The following is a 17,744-nucleotide window of genomic DNA, read 5'->3' on the forward strand; positions in this document are numbered from 1 at the left end:
CTGTCTACCGAATGTCCTGCAGGTTGAAGTTGATGCGTATCTCGCTGATGTCGCCGGGCGGCGGGGGCAGCTTTTCCGTCTCCTCCACGGCCTTCAGAACGGATTCGTCGAAGTCCGCCCGCCCGGACCGCGCCAGGAGGGAATATTCCCTGATGTACCCGTCCGGCCCCACGCGGATGAAGACTCCGGCCACCAGGCTCTGGTCCACGGGAATGTTGGGGTAGCGCCAGTTGGCGCGGATCAGCTCCTTGACCTGGGCGGCGTAGATGTCCTTGAGGCCCAGCATGGCCCCGTTCGGGTCCGTGCCCCCGGCGCCGACCTCCTCGCCCGTCTCGGCCTTGGCGGCGTCGCGGGCCTCGGCCAGGGCCGCGTCGGCCTCGGCCTGCTTCAGGGCCTCGGCCAGGGCCTTGTCCCGCTCCTCGGCCTCCTTGCGCTCCTTCCACTTGGCGTCGCGCCGGGCCTGGGCCAGGGCCTCCTTGAGCTCCTGCTCCTTGGTCTTCTGGGGCTTGGCGGGCTTCTTGGGCGCGGGCTTGGGCTCGGGTTTCTTTTCGGCCTTGGGCGTTTCCTTCTTGGGAATCTCCGTGACCTTGGGCTTCGCGGGCTTGGCCGCGATGGCCTTGGCCTCGGGCTTGGGCTCGGCCTTGGGTTCCGGCTTGGGCGCCGGGGCGGCGGGAGCGGGCTCGGCCTTGGGCTGCGCGGGCTTGGGGGCCTCAGCCTTGGGCTTGGGCTCGGGCAGCCGCCCCTTCTTGGGGGCCAGCTGCACCAGGTCCACCGTGTACACGGGCACGTCCAGGCTCACGCGCATCTCGCCGGGCGTGGCCAGATAGATTCCCGCAAGGGCCACACACGCATGCAGCAGAATGGAAAGAAGCCAGGAGAGAGTGCGCATCATATCTCGCAGCGGCGCGCCCCGGGGGCCGCGCGCATGCAGGCGTTATTTCTTCTTCTTGGCCGGGGCGGCCTGCTCGGGCTCGGCCACCACGCCCATATGGCTGATGCCCGCGGCCTTGATCTCGCCCATCACCGAGACCACGGCGCCGTAGAGCACCTCCCGGTCCGCGCGCAGATACAGGAACTTGCGGTCGGCCTTGACCAGGCGCTCCAGGTGCCCGGCCAGTTCGCCGGGCTTCACCTCGTACTCGTCCAGGAACAGGACCCCGTCCTTCTTGACGGTCAGGACCATGTGGTCCTTGTCCTTGGGCAGGGTGCGCACGGTCTTGGTCTCGGGCAGATCCACCTCGAGCCCCTGGGTCATGAGCGGCGCCGTGACCATGAAGATGATCAACAGCACCAGCATCACGTCCACGAAGGGCGTGACGTTGATCTCGGCTATGAAGCCGTTCTTGTGGGGACTCAGCGCCATGGGCCCTACTCCTCCCGTTTGGAGCCGCCGGACATCTCGCGCTGCGCGGCGTTGAGGAACGCGCCCGCGAAGCCCTTGAGCTCCGTCTCGATGCCCGAGAGCATGCCGAGGAAGAAGTTGTAGGCGATGGTCGCGGGGATGGCCACGGCCAGCCCCACGGCGGTGGCCACCAGGGCCTCGGAGATGCCCGGGGCCACGGCGGCCAGGGCGGCGGTCTTCATCTGGCCGATGGAGTGGAAGGCGTGCATGATGCCCCACACCGTGCCGAACAGGCCGATGAAGGGCGCGGAGTTGCCGCAGGTGGCCAGGAATGACAGGGACGCGGACAATTGCGAGAGCTGGGCGCCCACGCCCTGGTCCAGGGCCCGGGACAGGTTGCCCATGACCACGCTGGTGCCGTTGTCGCAGGCCACGCCCGCGCCGTCCAGGCGGCGCAGCTCGTTCAAGGCCGGGACCCCGCTGCGGTAGACCGGGGAGTCCTGGTTCTGGGCCAGGGCCTTCATGCCCTCGTCCAGGGACCCGGCGCTCAGGAAACGGCGCAGGTCCGTGCCCGCGTTCCTGCGCGCGGCGGACAGGGAGAAATACTTGAACAGGATCACGCTCCAGCTGGTCAGCGACATGACGGCCAAGAGCCCGAGCACCATTTTCACGGTGAGGGTGGCGTGGGCCAGCATGGCGAAGATACCGATCTGCGGCAAGGCTTCCATGGGTCACGATTCCTTTCTGCAATGCGCCGCGCCACGGGGGACGCGGACGTTGGAGGGGGCCGGACGACGAACGCGGACGTTCGGTCCGGCATGCACTCGCGCCTTTCAGGGGGGACACATATCAGGAAACGGCGAGATCATAAAGCAGGGGCAGGACCTCCTCGGCGGGCGCGTCCAGGCGCAGGTCCGCGACCCCGCCAAAGGCCGTGCGCCCGAGGTTCACCTCCACCACGGCCCCGCCCGAACGCTTCACGCGCCAGGGCATGGCGTTGGCCGGGGCCACCTCCCCGGAGGTGCCCACGATGAGCATCATGTCCGCGCCCGAGAGCAGCGCGTCGCTCCCGGCCACCGCGCCCCGGGGGATGCCCTCGCCGAAAAAGACAACCGAGGGCCGGATCAGCCCGCCGCAGGAACAGAGCACGGGAATATCCTTGGGGCCCAGGTCCGTGATGCGCGAGGCGTCCCAGGGCTTGCGGCAGCGGCGGCAATACCAGGACTCGCAGCCGCCGTGGTACTCCACCACCGTGCGCGAGCCCGCGCGCCGGTGCAGGCCGTCGATGTTCTGGGTCACCACGCCCCGGAGCAGGCCCGCGCGCTCCATGTCCGCCAGGGCAGTGTGCGCGGGGTTGGGCTTGGCCGTGTCGAACATGGAGGCCGCGTCCAGCAGGAACTCCCACACGCCCCGGGGGTTGCCGTTCATGGCCTCGATGCTGGCCACGTCCATGGGGTCGAACTGCGACCACAACCCGCCCGGGGACCGGAAGTCCGGAATCCCGCTGGGCACGGAAATGCCCGCCCCGGTCAGGGCCACGGCCTTCTTGGCGTTCTTCAGCAGGCCCGCCGCCCGCTCGCACAGCTCGTAATCAGCACCGCGCATGGCAACCATCTCCAGAAAGAAAATGAACGATAGAGATTCCGGACAGAAAAGAACTTCCCGGCAGGCCGTTCAAAAATAGCGCTTCGCTGAGATGCAAGGCGCAAGGAAAATGCAAGACCGATGCGTATCCCAATATGCGAGGTTTTGCATTTTTCGCAGCAGCGTAGCGACGCCGCAGATCGCTGTTTTGGGGCGGCCTGCGCTAGGACCGGATCATGATCCGCTGCACGATCTCCCGGGCATTGGCCTCGGCCTGGAGGTATTCCTCCTGGCTCAAGCCCGCGCCCAGGGCGACGGCGCGCCTGAGCTCGCGGCCCACCAGATCGCCGGGCAGGTGCGCGTCGTTGTTGATGACCAGCTTGGCGCCGGTGCGCCGGGCCATGGCGGCCACGTGGCCGTTGGACAGGCTGTGGCCCTTGCGCGTGGAAATCTCCAGGGCCACGCCCCGCTCGGCGGCCAGGGCGGCCTCCTGCTCGGTGATCAGCCCCGGGTGGGCCAGCACGTCCGCCCCGGCCTCGATGGCCGCCAGGTTGGTGCCGGGTTCCACGGGCTCCACCAGGGTCTCGCCGTGGACCACCACGATCTGCGCGCCCAGCTCGCGGGCCTTGGCCGCCAGCTCGGGGATCAGCCCGGGGGGAACGTGGGTCAGCTCCGCCCCGGCGTAGAGGTCGATGCCCGCATAGGGCGAATAGCGATCGGCCACCGCGCGCACCCCGGCCAGCACCGTGGCCAGGTTGCTGTGGTCCACGTGGTCGGTGAAGGCCAGGGCCTCGTAGCCCGCGACCTTGGCGCGGCGCGCCAGCTCGGCGGGGATCAGCTCCCCGTCGCTGAATATGGTGTGCGTGTGCAGGTCTATCATTGCGTGCCCCGCGAGGGTTCGCCCCTCACATCTTGTATTTGCTGTCGTCCTCGGAAAAGCGTTCCAGGAGTTCGTTCCAGCGGCTGGCGTCCTCGGTCTTGAGCACGGGGCTGGACTCCGCGGCCTCGGCGCCCACCTCGTCCAGGACGTCCCTGGCCACGAAAATGGGGCACTGGGCCCGCAGGGCCAGGGCCACGGCGTCCGAGGGCCGGGCGTCGATGCGGCGCTTGCCGCCGTCCAGGTCCGTCTCGATCTCGGCGTAGTAGGTGCCGCCCTCCAGGCGCACCACCTCCACCCGGGTCACGGTGGCCCCGAGCTCGCGGATGGAGCTCAGGAGCAGGTCGTGGGTCATGGGCCTGGGCAGGCTGACCTCGTTGAGCACCAGGGAGATGGCCATGGCCTCCATGGCTCCGATCCAAATGGGCAGGGACAGATTCTCGTCCAGGTCCTTGAGCACCAGAACGGGCACCTGGGACGTCTCGTCCAGGGCCAGGCCGAAAACCTTCATCTCCACCATCTCTACCATGGATCTCCCACCGCCTCTCCCGTGAGGGAGTGTTTCTTGGCCTCGGTGACGCGCACCCGGAGCAGCTTGCCCGCCGGGTCGCCGCCCCCGGGCAGGGGCACGTTGACCACCCGTCCGGCCTCGTCGCGGCCCCGCCAGGACACCTCGTCCCCGTCGTCCTGGCGCTTGCTTTCGGACTCCAGGAGCACCTCGGCCTCCAGGCCCTCGCGCAGGGCGTAGGCCGCCTCGGTGAGCCGCTCCTGCAGCGCCTGGAGCAGCACGAGCCTCTCGCCCGCCTCGTCCCTGTCCACCTTGGGCCGCATGCGCACGGAGCGCGTGCCGGGCCGGTCGGAATAGATGAACGAGAAGCTGGACTCGAAGCCCACCCGCTCCACGGCGTCCATGGTCAGCTGGAAATCCTCCCCGGTCTCGCCGGGGAAGCCCACGATGAGGTCGGTGGTCAGGGCGATGCCCGGCCGGGCCTCGCGCAGGGCCTCCACCAGCCCCATGTAGCGCTCCATGTCGTATCCTCTGCCCATGGATTTCAATATACTATCCGAACCCGCCTGCATGGGCAAATGCAGGGACGGGCAGAGGTTCGGCAGCTCGGCGAAGGCCCGGATGACGTCCGGGGCTAGGTCCTTGGGATGGGAGGTGGTGAAGCGCAGCCGCCGCACCCCGGGCACGTCGGCCACCAGCCGCAGCAGCTCGGCGAAGCTGGTTCCGTCGCCGCGCGCGTCCAGGCCGAAGCTGTTCACGTTCTGGCCCAGCAGCGTGAGCTCGCGCACCCCGCGCTGGGCCAGGGCCCGGATCTCGCCCAGGATCTCGTCCGTGGGCCGGGACTTCTGGCGGCCGCGCACGTAGGGCACGATGCAGTAGGCGCAGAAGTTGTCGCAGCCCTGCATGATGTTCACGAAGGCCTGCCCGGGCAGATGCGACACGGGCGCGCCCTCGCAGAGGTGCAGGTCGCGGGGGGCGAAATGGTCCACGAAGTCCAGCATGGCCGCGCGGCCCGGGGCGTCCTCCCCGTCCTCCAGCAGGCGCTCCAGGGCCTCGGGAACGCGGGTCACCTGATCCGTGCCGAAGACCAGGCGCACGCAGTCGAAGCGCTCGAAAAAGCCCTTGCCCACCTGCTGGGCCACGCAGCCGCCCACGGCCACGAAGCGCCCGGAGCCGGGCGCGCAATGGCGGCTCAGGCGGCCCACCAGGCTGTAGACCTTCTGCTCGGGCTTGTCGCGCACGCTGCATGTATTGATGATGAAGACCCGGGCCTCGTCCTCCGGGGCCTGCCGCCAGCCGTGCGCCGCCAGGGCGCGCGCCAGCCAGTCCGAGTCCTGCACGTTCATCTGGCAGCCGAAGGTGGCCAAATGGAATGTTTTCTCTTGCATGAATACCAAGGGGTTGGGTGGAGGCGGCCGGAAAACGCCCGGCGGCCGCGGGACCGGGGCCGCGCCCCGGCAAAGGTGGAGATAGGCGCGCGATGGCCGAAGGTCAATGCCCGGCCAGCCAGGAGCGCAGGAATTCCATGGTCCGGCGCAGGGTCTCCTGCTTGGGGATGTCGTCGTTGGCGATGACGAAGTCCTCGCGCTCCCCGGCCTCGAAGGCCACGTCCACGCCGATGACCTCGCCCAGGCCCGGGAACTCGCGGCCCGTGCGCTTGCGCTCCAGGGCCTTTTCGTACAGCCCGGCCATGACCAGGCCCTCGGGCCGCCCGGCCTCGCGGGCCATGGCCGTCGCGAGTTCGCAGGCCACGCGGATCTCCGCGAAGCGCGGGATCAGGGAACGCGCGTAGTCCCGGAAGGCGGCCTTGTACGCGGCCCCGTCCATGACCACGTTCACGCCCCGGCGGACCAGGGCCGCGGCCTCTTCGGCGAACAGGCGGTAGGCCTCCTCGCGCTCCCGGCTGCTGTAGGTGGGCTCGGGGAAATAGGCCTTGCGCCGGGCGTCCATCTGCAGCAGCTCGGCGGGAACGCCCATTTCGCCCAGCTCGCGCACCAGGCCGCGCGCCAGATTGGACTTGCCCGAACCGGGCAGCCCCACCACCCAGACCGCGAATCCCTGCTCCCTGCCCACGCCCTACCTCATGTAGCCGTTGAAGTTCCGGTAGTCGAAACGCTGGTGCTCCAGGACGTTCTCCACGAAGCGGAACAGCCCGCGCCGCACCTCGGGGTCCAGGCGGGGATACCATTCGGGCGAGGCCACCACCAGCCCCCGGAACACGTAGAACGGGGCGACGACCTCCACCATCTCCTCGTCCCCGGTGGCCGCCAGGTATTCCTCCCAGAACCCCGCGAACAACTCCATGAACGGCCCCTCAAGGCGCTTGGCCCCGTCCAGCAGGCCGAACAGGGCGTAGTTCATGCTCATGGTGGCCACGTCGTCGGCGGGCTCGCCCCACACGCCCCGGCTGCGGTCCAGCGCGCTGAAGTCGAAGCCCCCGTCCGGGGCCGGGCGCACCAGCACGTTCCAGGGGTGGAAGTCCCCGTGGACCTCGGCCAGGCGGTGGGCGTAGCCCCTGAGCTTCCAGCGCCAGTCGATGAGGCGCTTTTCCAGGGCCTGGAAGCGTTCGGGCGGGAACTCCGCGTAGGGATGGGGGTAGCCGTCCACGATGCCGAAGATGCACTCGCAGTCGCCCACCAGGTTGCGCACGCGGCGCACGTAGCGGTCGGGCTCGTCGTGCCGGGTGGAATGAATCCCGGCCAGCCAGCGCGCGAAGTCCCGGGCCAGGGCCAGGTCCGCCTCGCGGTATTCCCCGCCCCGGATGCGCTCCAGTTCCAGGAAATAGTCCGAGCCTTCGAGCTTCTCGTTGACGATGAAGAATTCGCGCGCCCCGGCCACGGGCACCATACGCCCGTCCGCGTCCAGGTAGCCCAGGCCCAGGGGCCGCACATGGCGCGGCAGGCGCGCCGAGGTTTCGTATTGGAAGAAGAGGACCCGCGCCCGGTCCCACCAGTCCTGGTGGCCGTAGCGGTCCCCGCGCATGGCCGAGAACACGGCCTCGCATGGCTCGCCGTCCCGCTCGTAGCGCACCAGGAGCGGCTTGCCGTAGCCGAAGTCCTTGATGCCCTGCTCGTCCAGGGAGCCGATATCCCCCAGGCCCGTCAGGCGGACGTCGCCGCCCAGGGCCCGGCGCAGGTATTCCTCCACCGCCCTGCGCGTCATTTCCATGGCCGTCGCCTCCCCCCGCCGCCTGTGCGGCGGATCATGAGAACCCTGCGGGGAGAGGCTCTGGCCGGACGCGGGGTCAGGCCGAAATCGCGATCAGGCCGGGCGCGGGCCGAAGTCCGCCTCGTACGCCCGCCAGAACTCGTCCTCGCTGAAGAAATGCTCCTGGGTGCCGAGTTTTTCCACGCTCCACTTGGCGCAGGCCGAGCCCACCTTGGCGGCTGCGGACAGGGGCAGCCCCATGGCCAGGCCCTTGAGCAGCCCGGCGCGGTAGGCGTCGCCCGCGCCCGTGGGATCCACCACGGCTTCGAGGCTCGCCGGAGCGATCTCGGTCACGGTCCCGTCCTTTTCATACACCACGGAACCCTTTTCTCCCAGCGTCGTGATGCAATTTTCCGCGTGCTTGCAAATTTCCTCGGCGGAAATGCCGGTGCGCTGGACCACGATCTCCAACTCGTAGTCGTTGGTGATCAGGGCGTAGGCCCCCTCGATGCACTGGGCCAGGTCCTCGCCGGACAGGGCGATGACGTTCTGGCCGGGATCGAAGATGTAGGGGATGCCGCGCTCCTTGTAGAGCTTGGGCAGCTCCACCATGTCCGAGAAGTTGCCCGGGGAGACGATGGCCAGGGCGTTCGCGGGGTCCACGCCGTTGAAAGAGTAGCCGCAGGGCGAGTTCATGGCCCCGGGGTTGAAGCAGGTGATCTGGTTGTCCGCCTTGTCGGTGGTGATGTGGCAGTTGGCGGTGAGCTCGCCGTCCACCCGCAGCACGCCGTCCAGGGACAGGCCCAGGTCCGAAAGGCGCTTGGCGTAGTGGTCGAAATCCTTGCCCGCGCTGGACAGGATCAGCGGCTTTTCGCCCAGCAGCGCCAAGCTGTAGGCGATGTTGCCCGCCGTGCCGCCGAAGCGCTCGGTGAGCCCGTTGCCCACGAAGGACACGTTCAGGATATGGATCTTGTCGGGAAGGATATGGTCGGAAAACCTGCCGGGGAAGCTCATGATGCGGTCGAAGGCCAGGGAGCCGGAAACGTAGATCTGCATGGAATCTCCTCATCCATTGGTGACGGCCCCCGGGTCCGGACCGTGGGGCGGCAAGGGGAAAATACGATGTCAGCGGGGCCGCGTCTCGGCCCGGATCCAATCCAGGAACGTGGGGCTGCCGCCCGCCACGGGCAGGGCGACCACGCAGGGCTCGTCGTAGGAATGGGCCTCGCGCACGGCGGCCACCAGCTCGTCCAGGCGGTCGTCCCAGGTCTTGGCCACCAGGACGGCCTCGGCCTCGTCCTGCACGGCCCCGTCCCACCAGTACAGGGACCGGATGGGGCCCAGGAGGTTCGCGCAGGACGCCAGGCGGCGGGTCACGAGCATGCGGCCCAGGGACGCGGCCTCGGCCTCGTCCGCCGCAGTGATATAGACGAACAACGCGGGCATGTTCAAGCCTCCGTCAGGGAGTTTTCCGCTTCACGCAGGGCGGGGAGGAGCCCGGAGGCCGGGTCCAGAGCCAGTCGCGGAGAAAGAGCTTTTCCCCGGTGGTCAGGGTCGAGCCCGCGAGCATCATGCGGGTCAGGATCATGTCCCAGGCGTCCTTGCCCTTGTTGCCCAGGGCCCGGCACGTGCCCAGCGGACCGTGGCAGCTCACGCAGCGCTTGGCCAGGATGGCGGAGGCGCGCGCCTCCGCCCGGGCGGCGGAAAGCTTTTCGGCCTCCGTCTCGGCGTTGTTCGCCTTGCCCACGGTCATGCGCGGCAGAAGCGCGCGGGGCCGCTCGGACTCCGTGAACACCAGATACAGCGTCACCCCCGCGATGAGGGCCACGAGCAGAATACCCACCCAGGCGTACCGCTCCTGCATGCAGCCTGCGCCTCCCCGGCGGCCCCCCGGCCGCCGTCACGCGGGCGCAAAAAAAAGCGCCCGCATTTTCTTCAATGACCCCGCGCCGCCAGCCCGTTTCCCGGGCCCGGGCAGCCCAAGCGGGGGTTGCCGGGCGGCGCGGTTTTAGGTATCCGCATGGGGATTTGGACCGTCAACAATCCCCCGAATTATATCAGGAGTTGCCATGCCCGTTCACGTTGTAGACCATCCCCTGGTCAGGCACAAGCTCGGCCTGCTCAGGCAGGACGGACTTTCCACAAAGGACTTTCGCCAGCTTTCCAACGAAATAGCCAGGCTGCTGACCTACGAGGCCACCAAGGACCTGGTCACGGAAAAGCGCACCATCAAGGGCTGGGCCGGTGACGTGGAGGTGGACAACATCCGGGGCAAGACCCTGACCGTGGTGCCCATCCTGCGCGCGGGCCTGGGCATGCTGGACGGCGTCCTGGACATGGTGCCCGGGGCCAAGACCAGCGTGGTGGGCTTCTACCGCAACGAGGAGACCCTGGAGCCCGTGGAGTACTACGTCAAGCTGGCCCGCAAGATCGACAGCCGCATGGCCCTGATCCTGGACCCCATGCTGGCCACGGGCGGCACCCTCATGGCCACCATCTCCCTGCTCAAGAAATCGGGCTGCAAGAACATCCGGGGCCTGTTCCTGGTGGCCGCGCCCGAGGGCCTCGCGCGCCTGGAGCGCGAGCACCCGGACGTGGACGTCTACGTGGCCGGGGTGGACGAATGCCTCAACGAGGTCGGCTACATCCTGCCCGGGCTGGGCGATGCCGGAGACAAGATCTTCGGCACCAAATAGCATTGAGCGGCGGGGCATGGCCCCGCCTTTTTTGAACCGTTTCATCCGAAGAAGGGGAGGAGACCATGGCCGCAACCGACTATTCCTTTCGAGTCAAGGACTGCCTGCTGGGCGCGCAGATGCTGTTCGTCGCCTTCGGGGCGCTGGTGCTGGTGCCCATACTCACGGGCCTGGACTCCAACGTGGCCCTGTTCACGGCGGGCGTGGGCACCCTGCTCTTCCAGGTCCTGACCAAGGGCAAGGTCCCCGTTTTCCTGGCCTCATCCTTCGCCTTCCTGCCGCCCCTATTCGCGGCGCAGCAGGGCCAGTTCACCTACCCGGGCATCATGTGCGGCCTGATGGCCGCGGGCGGGCTGTACGTGGTCCTCAGCATCCTCATCCGCATCTTCGGCGCGGACTTTCTGCACCGCATCCTGCCGCCGGTGGTCACCGGGCCGGTGATCATGCTCATCGGCCTGATCCTGGCGCCCACGTCCGTGCATATGGCCATGGGCCGCGCGGGCGACGGGTCCATCTGGCTGGAGCCGCAGACCACCGCGCTGATCATCGCGGGCATCTCCCTGGCCACCACCATCCTGGTCTCGCTGCTGGGCAAGGGCTGGCTGCGGCTGGTGCCCATCCTCTGCGGCATCGGCGCGGGCTACGCGGCCTCGCTGATCATGGACGCGACGGGCATCAGCGCGTCCCTGCACGCGGAATTCGTGGCCCGGGCCGTGGACGGCGCGGTGAACGGCATGGCCATCGCCCCCTGGATGGACGGCACGCTGGTCAGCTTCGCGCCCCTGGCCGAGCGGGCCTGGCTGGCCATGCCCAACTTCACCCTGCCCACCTGGGACCTGGACGCCGTCATCTTCGTGCTGCCCATCGCCATCGCCCCGGCCATCGAACATTTCGGCGACATCCTGGCCATCGGCTCCATCGCGGGCAAGGACTACGTCAAGGACCCCGGCATCCAGAACACCATGCTCGGCGACGGCCTGGCCACGTCCCTGGCCGCGCTGCTGGGCGGCCCGCCCAACACCACCTATTCCGAGGTCTCCGGGGCCGTGGCCCTGACCCGCTCCTTCAACCCGGGCATCATGACCTGGGCGGCCATCACGGCCATCGTGCTGGCCTTCTGCGGCAAGCTGGGCGGGCTCCTCAACACCATCCCCGTGCCGGTCATGGGCGGGATCATGGTGCTCCTGTTCGGGGCCATCGCGGTCATCGGCCTGTCCACCCTGGTGCGCGCGCAGATCGACCTGCTCCTGCCGCGCAACCTCGCCATCGTGGCCATCATCCTGGTCTCGGGCCTGGGCGGCATGGTGCTGAATCTGGGCGGAACGGACCTGAAGGGCATCGGCCTGGGCGCCATCCTGGGCGTGGTCTTGAATCTGGTGCTGCCCAAGGATAAACAAGCGTAGCAGGCCGCCCACAAACAGCGATCTGCGGCGTTGCTGCGAAAAATGCAAACCCTCACGTATTGGGATACGCTTCGGTCTTGCATTTTCCTTGCGCCTTGCATCTCACTATTTTTGAGCAGCCTGCGTTAAAGGATTTTTTGATACTCAGATTCCCCCGCCCCGGGGCCGCGCGCGCGGCCCCGGGCGGGACACAGCGAGGTTCGCATGGATTTCTACAAGGGCAAGAAGGTCCTGGTCACCGGGGGCTGCGGGTTCATCGGCTCCAACCTGGCCATCCGCCTGGTCCAAGCCGGGGCAGACGTCACGGTGGTGGACTCCATGATCGACGAGTACGGCGGCAACATGCACAACATCGCGCCCGTCGCCGGCGACATCCGCCTGAACATCTCCGACGTGCGCGACCAGGCCTCCATGCGCTACCTCGTGCGCGGCCAGGAGGTGGTCTTCAACCTCGCCGGGCAGGTCAGCCACATCGATTCCATGCGCGACCCGTTCACGGACCTGGAGATCAACGCCAAGGCCCAGCTCGGCGTGCTGGAAACCTGCCGCCACTGCAACCGCGAGGCGCGGGTGGTCTTGACCAGCACCCGCCAGATCTACGGCCGCCCGCAATACATGCCCGTGGACGAGAAGCACCCCCTGGACCCCGTGGACGTCAACGGCATCAACTGCATCGCCGGGGAATGGTACCACCTGCTCTACCACAAGGTGTACGGCATCCCGGCCACCGTGCTCCGCCTGACCAACACCTACGGCCCGCGCCAGCTGCTCAAGCACAACCGCCAGGGCTTCCTGGGCTGGTTCGTGCGCCTGGTCATGCGGGACGAGCAGATCCAGCTCTTCGGCGACGGCTCCCAGCGCCGGGACATGAACTACGTGGACGACGTGGTGGACGCCATCCTCCTGGCCGGGGCGCGCGGCGAGGCCGTGGGCCAGGTCTACAACCTCGCCGGGGACGAGCCCATCTCCCTCAAGGACCTGGTGGAGCGCATGGTGCGCATCGCCGGGCAGGGCTCCTACCGCCTGGTGCCCTGGCCCGAGGAAAAGAAGAAGATCGACATCGGCGACTTCTACGGCGACGGCGCCAAGATCAAGGACGCCCTGGGCTGGACCCCCGCCACCACCACGGACGACGGCTTGGCCAAGACCTTCGCCTACTACGCGGACTGCCTGGACCAATACGTAGACTAGTTTTTGCCTCCGGCGGCTCAAGGGGGTAACCCCCTTGAGAATCCCTCTTCCCTTGTTCGGGCGCGAAGCGCTCCCGAACAAGGGAAAGGCCGCGCATCGGGTTAACTTCCCCCGGCACACAGAGCCACATCATGAAGCACAACCTCATCCACGAACTGTCCATCCGCCCGGTCCTGGGCGACGGGGCCATGGGCACGCGCCTGTTCGACAAGGGCGCGGACCCCACCGGATGTTTCGACCAACTGAACCTCACGAACCCGGGGCTGGTGGCCGAGGTGCACGCCGAGTATCTGGCCGCCGGGGCGGAGGTCCTTGAGACCAACACCTTCGGGGCCAACGCGGTGAAGCTGGAGGCCTTCGGCCTGGGGCATCTGGCGGCGGAGATCAACGCGCGCGGCGCGGAGCTGGCGCGCGAGGCCGCCGGGGACAGGGCCTGGGTGGCCGGTTCCATGGGCCCCCTGGGCAGGCTGGACGAGCCCCTGCCCGAGGAGCGGGTGCGGGAGGTGTTCGCGGAGCAGGCCCGGGCCCTGGCCGGGGGCGGGGTGGACGTCATCATCCTGGAGACCTTCCCGCGCCTGGACATGCTCCTCACGGCCTTGGCCGCCGTGCGCGGGGTCGTGAGCCTGCCCGTGATCACGCAGCTGGTGTTCGCCGGGCCGGGCGGCTCGCTGGGCGGCCCGGGACCGGAGCGGGCCCTGAAAGCCCTGGCCGAGGCCGGGGCGGACGTGGTGGGCTTCAACTGCGGCCTGGGGCCCAAGGGCGCGCTGGACGTGCTCGGCCGCGCCGGGCATCCGGGACGGCCCGTGTCCGTGTTCCCCAACGCGGGGCACCCGGAGCGGGTGGACGACCGCCTGCTCTACGGCGGCTCCCCCGAATATTTCGCCCGCGCCTGCATGCGGCTGGTGCAGGCCGGCGCGCGGCTGGTGGGCGGGTGCTGCGGCACCGGCCCGGCGCACGTGGCGGCCCTGGCGGAGCTCCTGCGCGAGGCCCGGGGCGCGGGGCTCACCGCCGTTCCCAAGGCAGCGCCCGTGGAGCACGGGGACGAGGTCCCGGAGCTGCCCCAGAGCGGCCTGGCGGCCAAGCTGGCGCGCGGGCGGAAGATGCTCCTCGTGGAGCTGGACCCGCCCCGGCACCTGGACGCGGCGCCGTTCATGGAGGCGGCCTCGGCCCTGGCGCGGGCCGGGGTGGACGCGGTGACCGTGGCCGAGAACCCGCTGGGCTCGCCGCGCCTGTCCAACACCGTGCTGGCGGGCATGATCCGCCGCCAGACCGGGGCCGAGGTGCTGGTGCACATGACGGGCCGCGACCGCAACCTGGTGGGCATGCAGGCCACCATCATGGGCCTGGCGGCCCAGGGCCTGCAGAACGTGCTGGCCGTGACCGGCGACCCGCCCACCGCAGGCACGGACGAGGTGGTCAAGGGCGTGTTCGACCTGCGCTCCTACGAGCTCATCGAACTGTTCACGCGCTTCAACAGCGGCCGCAACCAGCACGGCGAATCCATGCGCCTGCGCCCCAACTTCGCGGTGGGCGCGGCCTTCAACCCCAACACCAAAAACCCCGCCCTGCAGGTCTCGCGCATGCGCGAGAAGGCCAAACGCGGGGCCGCGTACTTCCTGACGCAGCCGGTCTACACCATTGAAAAGGCCGTCCAGGTGCTGGAGCTGACCGCGCCCGTGGGCGCGCCCGTGTTCCTGGGGGTCATGCCCCTGGCCAGTTCGCGCAACGCCGAATACCTGCACAACGAATTCCCGGGCATCAGCATCCCCGACGACATCCGCGCGCGCATGCGCGAGGCCGGGGACCGGGGCCAGGAAGTGGGCGTGGAGGTGGCCTGGGAGCTCATCGAATACGCCTGGGACAAGTTCGCGGGCGTGTACCTGATCCCGCCCTTCAACCGCTACAAGGTGGCCCTGGAGATACTCGCTCGCCTGGACGCGGCGGGGCTGCGCCGCAGCTGAACAATCTTCGCTCTTTCAAGGACATGCGGCGCTCCCGCCTTGGGGGACGCCGCTTTTCTTTTTCTGTGGACAAATTGCCCGGAGTGGGGCTTTGGTGTACATAGGCAGCGAGGACCGCCATGACCCACGTTACGGCCGAGACCATCACCAAGGATGCGCTCATCGACTGGCTCTACGAGCACGGAAAGCTGACCGCGGACCTGGAGTTGGACATCCACGACAATTTCGACGCGGCCCTGCCCGCGGCTGCGGCCGCGCAGCGGGACATGCCCGGCGTGGGCCGGTTCGCGTCGGGCAAGAAGCGGATGCAGGCCTTTCTCGCCGCGTGCGCGATCCTGGACGCGCGGCCCGGCCTGGAATCCAGCGAGGCCATGGTGGCCCTGTGCATCCTGCGCATGCTCTCGCCGGAATTCCGCAAGGCCATCGCGGAATTCGACCACCACGCCCCGACCTTCGATTCGGAAGAGGTCGAGGCCCTGCCCGGCCTGGCCCGGGCCTACCTGGAAGTGAGCCGCGACTTCAACACCCCCCTCGTGGCGGGCTGACCCCTCCCAGACACGAAAACGGCCCCCTTCCGAAAAAGGGGGCCGTCTTGTTCCATAAGGTGCCGGAAGACGCCGGAATCGGCGCCCCGCTATTCCTCGGTCAAGTCACCGACCTCGAAGCCGATGGCCGTGATGGCGGCCTTGACCTGGTCCTCGTTCACGGAAGGCGCGGCCTCGAAGGTGGCGGCCTTGTCCTCCAGACTGACGTCAACGCCGGACACGCCCGGGACCTTGGACAGGGCCTCGGTCACGGAAGCGGTGCAATGGCCGCAGGACATGCCGTTTACTTGCAGTTTCTTCATGGCTGTCTCCTTGTGTTCCAGTGGGGGTACAGCACAAAAACTAAGACCGCATCCCCCCGCTGGCAAGCCCCGAACAAAACAACGGGCCGCTCCCGTCTCCGGGAGCGGCCCGCCAAATAGGGATTCTCAGCCTTCAGCCCTTGGGCCGTCATCCGGCCCTAGGGATGAGGACAGCAGCGCTAGGGGGGTTACCCCCTTGAGCCGCCGGAGGCCTCCCCTACCCCTGGGCGTCTATCCACTCCTGAGCCTCGGTGAGGCTCAGGGAGCCCTCGTAGATGGCCCGGCCGGTGATGGCCCCTTCCAGGCCCTTGGCGCACAGGGGGTACAGGGCCTGGATGTCGGCCAGGGTGGCCACGCCGCCCGCGGCGATGACCGGCAGGCTGGTGGCCTCGCAGAGCTTTTCCAGGGCCTCAACGTTCACGCCGGTCTGCATGCCGTCGCGGCTGATGTCCGTGTAGACGATGAAGGCCGCGCCCTGCTCCTCCAGCCGGGGGATGACGTCGAACACGGTCTGGCCCGAGTCCTCCACCCAGCCCTTGGTCTTGAGGCGGCCGTCCACGGCGTCCAGGGACACGCCCACCTTGCCGGGCAGGGCCTCGCACAGTTCGCCGAAGGCCTCGGGCTCGTCCAGGGCCATGGTGCCGATGATCAGGCGCGTGACCCCGGCGTCGATGTAGGCCTGGGCGGTCGTGAGGTCGCGAATGCCGCCCCCGAGCTGCACGGGGATCTCCAGGAGCGCGCACAGGCGACGGATGAGGTCGTAATTCTTGGGACGGCCGGAAAACGCGCCGTCCAGGTCCACCACGTGCAGATAGCGGGCGTCCAGGTTGGCCCAGTGATGGGCCATTTCGCTGGGGTCGTCGGCGAACACGGTGACCTGGTCGGCCAGCCCCTGCTTGAGGCGCACGCACTGGCCGTCCTTGATGTCCACGGCGGGAAAAACAATCACAGGCCGAACTCCTCCAATCCCTGGGCCAGCCCCTCGCGGGCCAGCTCCATGGCGGTTATCCATTTGCCGCCCCGGCGCATGAACTTGCGCGCGCCGAGGAGGTTCTCGCTCAGGGAGAGCTGGGTTTCCTCGAAATGGTAGCGCCCGCCCAGACCCTTCTCGCGCACGTTGACCAGGAACAGGTCCAGGGTCACGGACGCGGCCTGGCGCACGGACACCTCGCTGCCGTCGCGCTCGCGCCAATAGGTCAGCTGGGGCACGAGCAGCCAGTCCACGCCCGCGCACTCGCCCACGGCCAGCCAATGGTCCAGGGCGTTGCCGCGCGGGGAGCCGTTGTCCTTGGCCAGGAGCTCCTCCTGGCACTGGCGCACGGCCGCGGCCCCCATCCAGGTGGCGGGGCCGGTTTCCTTGAGTTGCTCGGCCAGGGTCTTGTCCAGCCCGACCAGCACCTTGTGGGTCACGGGGGTCCGCTCCTCGGGCAGGTACCCGGCGAGCATCTCGCGGCCGCCCTGGGGCAGGAAGAACCCGGCCACGCCCAGGGTGCCCTGGGGACCTTCCACGGGGGCCGAGGAACGCCTGCACCCCGCCACGAGGGACGCGGCGCACGCGACCGCCAGCAACAGGAAAACCATGCGGCGAAGGATGTTCATCAGTCCAGACTCCCCTTGGTGCTCAGAACGCCCCGGCGGGCGATGCCGGCCGCCTGGCGCAGGGCCAGGCCGAAGCCCTTGAAGGCGCTTTCGAGCAGATGATGTCCGTTGCGGCCATAGAGGAAATTGACGTGCAGGTTCATGCCCGCGCGCTGGGCCACGGACTTGAAGAACTCGCGCCAGACGTCCTTTTCCTCGCCCGCGATCAGGGCCGGGACGGCCTCGTCCAGATAGACCAGATAGGGGCGGCCCGAAATGTCGATGGAAACGTCGGTGAGGGCCTCGTCCATGGGCACGCGGGCGTTGCCCACGCGGGCGATGCCGGCCTTGTCGCCCAGGGCGTCGGCCAGGGCCTGGCCCAGGCAGAGGCCCACGTCCTCCAGGGAGTGGTGGGCGTCCACGTCCAGGTCGCCCTTGCAGGAAAGCGCCAGGTCCATGCCCGCCCAATGGGCGAACAGGGTCAGCATGTGGTCGGCGAAACCCAGGCCCGTATTGATGTCCGTGGCGCCGGAGCCGTCCAGGTCGAGGCGCACCTCGATGGCGGTCTCCCTGGTGGTCCGTTCGTAGCTGGCCGTGCGGCTGCTCATGT

The 17,744-nt window shown here is 68.5% G+C and carries 21 protein-coding genes; 5 read left to right on the top strand and 16 right to left on the bottom strand.

What is annotated here, in order from left to right; translation table 11 throughout:
* Positions 1 to 4: 4 nt before the first annotated feature.
* From tolA to ACYYG1_RS12925, 12 genes are all read right to left on the bottom strand, one after another.
* On the bottom strand, positions 5 to 892 hold the full coding sequence (gene tolA / locus ACYYG1_RS12870; RefSeq protein ID WP_461210727.1) for a cell envelope integrity protein TolA: 888 nt from the start codon (positions 890 to 892) through the stop codon (positions 5 to 7).
* 42 nt (positions 893 to 934) lie between these two features.
* Positions 935 to 1,363 (bottom strand): ExbD/TolR family protein, encoded by a 429-nt coding sequence (locus tag ACYYG1_RS12875; RefSeq protein ID WP_461210728.1) that lies wholly within the window; start codon positions 1,361 to 1,363, stop codon positions 935 to 937.
* Between the two features lie 5 nt (positions 1,364 to 1,368).
* Positions 1,369 to 2,070 (bottom strand): MotA/TolQ/ExbB proton channel family protein, encoded by a 702-nt coding sequence (locus ACYYG1_RS12880; RefSeq protein WP_461210729.1) that lies wholly within the window; start codon positions 2,068 to 2,070, stop codon positions 1,369 to 1,371.
* Positions 2,071 to 2,191: 121 nt separating this feature from the next.
* Positions 2,192 to 2,947 carry an SIR2 family NAD-dependent protein deacylase gene (locus ACYYG1_RS12885; protein ID WP_461210730.1) on the bottom strand — a complete coding sequence of 252 codons (756 nt, stop codon included), beginning with the start codon at positions 2,945 to 2,947 and terminating at the stop codon, positions 2,192 to 2,194.
* A gap of 202 nt (positions 2,948 to 3,149) precedes the next feature.
* Positions 3,150 to 3,806: a histidinol phosphate phosphatase domain-containing protein gene (locus ACYYG1_RS12890; RefSeq protein WP_461210731.1), complete on the bottom strand. Its 657-nt coding sequence runs from the start codon at positions 3,804 to 3,806 to the stop codon at positions 3,150 to 3,152.
* Positions 3,807 to 3,831: 25 nt separating this feature from the next.
* Positions 3,832 to 4,323: a bifunctional nuclease family protein gene (locus tag ACYYG1_RS12895; RefSeq protein ID WP_461210782.1), complete on the bottom strand. Its 492-nt coding sequence runs from the start codon at positions 4,321 to 4,323 to the stop codon at positions 3,832 to 3,834.
* Between the two features lie 2 nt (positions 4,324 to 4,325).
* Positions 4,326 to 5,699: a tRNA (N6-isopentenyl adenosine(37)-C2)-methylthiotransferase MiaB gene (miaB, locus tag ACYYG1_RS12900; protein WP_461210732.1), complete on the bottom strand. Its 1,374-nt coding sequence runs from the start codon at positions 5,697 to 5,699 to the stop codon at positions 4,326 to 4,328.
* A gap of 103 nt (positions 5,700 to 5,802) precedes the next feature.
* Positions 5,803 to 6,384, bottom strand: a complete 582-nt coding sequence (locus tag ACYYG1_RS12905) for an adenylyl-sulfate kinase (protein WP_461210733.1) — start codon at positions 6,382 to 6,384, stop codon at positions 5,803 to 5,805.
* A gap of 3 nt (positions 6,385 to 6,387) precedes the next feature.
* On the bottom strand, positions 6,388 to 7,479 hold the full coding sequence (locus ACYYG1_RS12910) for a phosphotransferase family protein (RefSeq protein ID WP_461210734.1): 1,092 nt from the start codon (positions 7,477 to 7,479) through the stop codon (positions 6,388 to 6,390).
* Positions 7,480 to 7,572: 93 nt separating this feature from the next.
* Complete coding sequence (locus ACYYG1_RS12915) at positions 7,573 to 8,514, bottom strand: carbohydrate kinase family protein (RefSeq protein ID WP_461210735.1); 942 nt, start codon at positions 8,512 to 8,514, stop codon at positions 7,573 to 7,575.
* A gap of 69 nt (positions 8,515 to 8,583) precedes the next feature.
* Positions 8,584 to 8,904, bottom strand: a complete 321-nt coding sequence (cutA, locus tag ACYYG1_RS12920; protein ID WP_461210736.1) for a divalent-cation tolerance protein CutA — start codon at positions 8,902 to 8,904, stop codon at positions 8,584 to 8,586.
* Between the two features lie 13 nt (positions 8,905 to 8,917).
* The gene (locus ACYYG1_RS12925; protein WP_461210737.1) at positions 8,918 to 9,322 is read right to left on the bottom strand and encodes a hypothetical protein; all 405 of its coding nucleotides are present in this window, start codon (positions 9,320 to 9,322) and stop codon (positions 8,918 to 8,920) included.
* 205 nt (positions 9,323 to 9,527) lie between these two features.
* Between ACYYG1_RS12925 and upp the strand changes: the two genes are divergently transcribed.
* From upp to ACYYG1_RS12950, 5 genes are all read left to right on the top strand, one after another.
* Complete coding sequence (gene upp / locus ACYYG1_RS12930) at positions 9,528 to 10,154, top strand: uracil phosphoribosyltransferase (RefSeq protein ID WP_461210738.1); 627 nt, start codon at positions 9,528 to 9,530, stop codon at positions 10,152 to 10,154.
* A 65-nt stretch (positions 10,155 to 10,219) separates the two neighbouring features.
* A complete protein-coding gene (locus tag ACYYG1_RS12935) occupies positions 10,220 to 11,557 on the top strand; it encodes a uracil-xanthine permease family protein (RefSeq protein ID WP_461210739.1) in 1,338 nt (445 codons plus the stop codon).
* Positions 11,558 to 11,761: 204 nt separating this feature from the next.
* A complete protein-coding gene (locus tag ACYYG1_RS12940) occupies positions 11,762 to 12,748 on the top strand; it encodes an NAD-dependent epimerase/dehydratase family protein (protein WP_461210740.1) in 987 nt (328 codons plus the stop codon).
* A gap of 131 nt (positions 12,749 to 12,879) precedes the next feature.
* A complete protein-coding gene (locus ACYYG1_RS12945; RefSeq protein WP_461210741.1) occupies positions 12,880 to 14,709 on the top strand; it encodes a bifunctional homocysteine S-methyltransferase/methylenetetrahydrofolate reductase in 1,830 nt (609 codons plus the stop codon).
* A 119-nt stretch (positions 14,710 to 14,828) separates the two neighbouring features.
* On the top strand, positions 14,829 to 15,254 hold the full coding sequence (locus tag ACYYG1_RS12950; protein WP_461210742.1) for a hypothetical protein: 426 nt from the start codon (positions 14,829 to 14,831) through the stop codon (positions 15,252 to 15,254).
* 89 nt (positions 15,255 to 15,343) lie between these two features.
* On the opposite strand, the gene ACYYG1_RS12955 is transcribed toward ACYYG1_RS12950, so the two are convergent.
* The 4 genes from ACYYG1_RS12955 to hisB all read right to left on the bottom strand — a co-directional run bounded on the left by ACYYG1_RS12955 (position 15,344) and on the right by hisB (position 17,742).
* Entirely contained in the window at positions 15,344 to 15,556 is a 213-nt protein-coding gene (locus tag ACYYG1_RS12955) for a heavy-metal-associated domain-containing protein (protein ID WP_461210743.1), read from the bottom strand.
* Positions 15,557 to 15,773: 217 nt separating this feature from the next.
* Complete coding sequence (hisA, locus tag ACYYG1_RS12960) at positions 15,774 to 16,505, bottom strand: 1-(5-phosphoribosyl)-5-[(5-phosphoribosylamino)methylideneamino]imidazole-4-carboxamide isomerase (RefSeq protein ID WP_461210744.1); 732 nt, start codon at positions 16,503 to 16,505, stop codon at positions 15,774 to 15,776.
* Entirely contained in the window at positions 16,502 to 17,155 is a 654-nt protein-coding gene (locus ACYYG1_RS12965; protein ID WP_461210745.1) for a hypothetical protein, read from the bottom strand. The genes hisA and ACYYG1_RS12965 overlap by 4 nt, the downstream gene beginning before the upstream one ends.
* Entirely contained in the window at positions 17,155 to 17,742 is a 588-nt protein-coding gene (gene hisB / locus ACYYG1_RS12970) for an imidazoleglycerol-phosphate dehydratase HisB (protein ID WP_461210746.1), read from the bottom strand. Before hisB ends, ACYYG1_RS12965 begins: the two co-directional genes overlap by 1 nt.
* Between the last annotated feature and the right edge of the window lie 2 nt (positions 17,743 to 17,744).

The sequence above is a fragment of the Desulfocurvus sp. DL1XJH-121 genome (assembly GCF_054819825.1).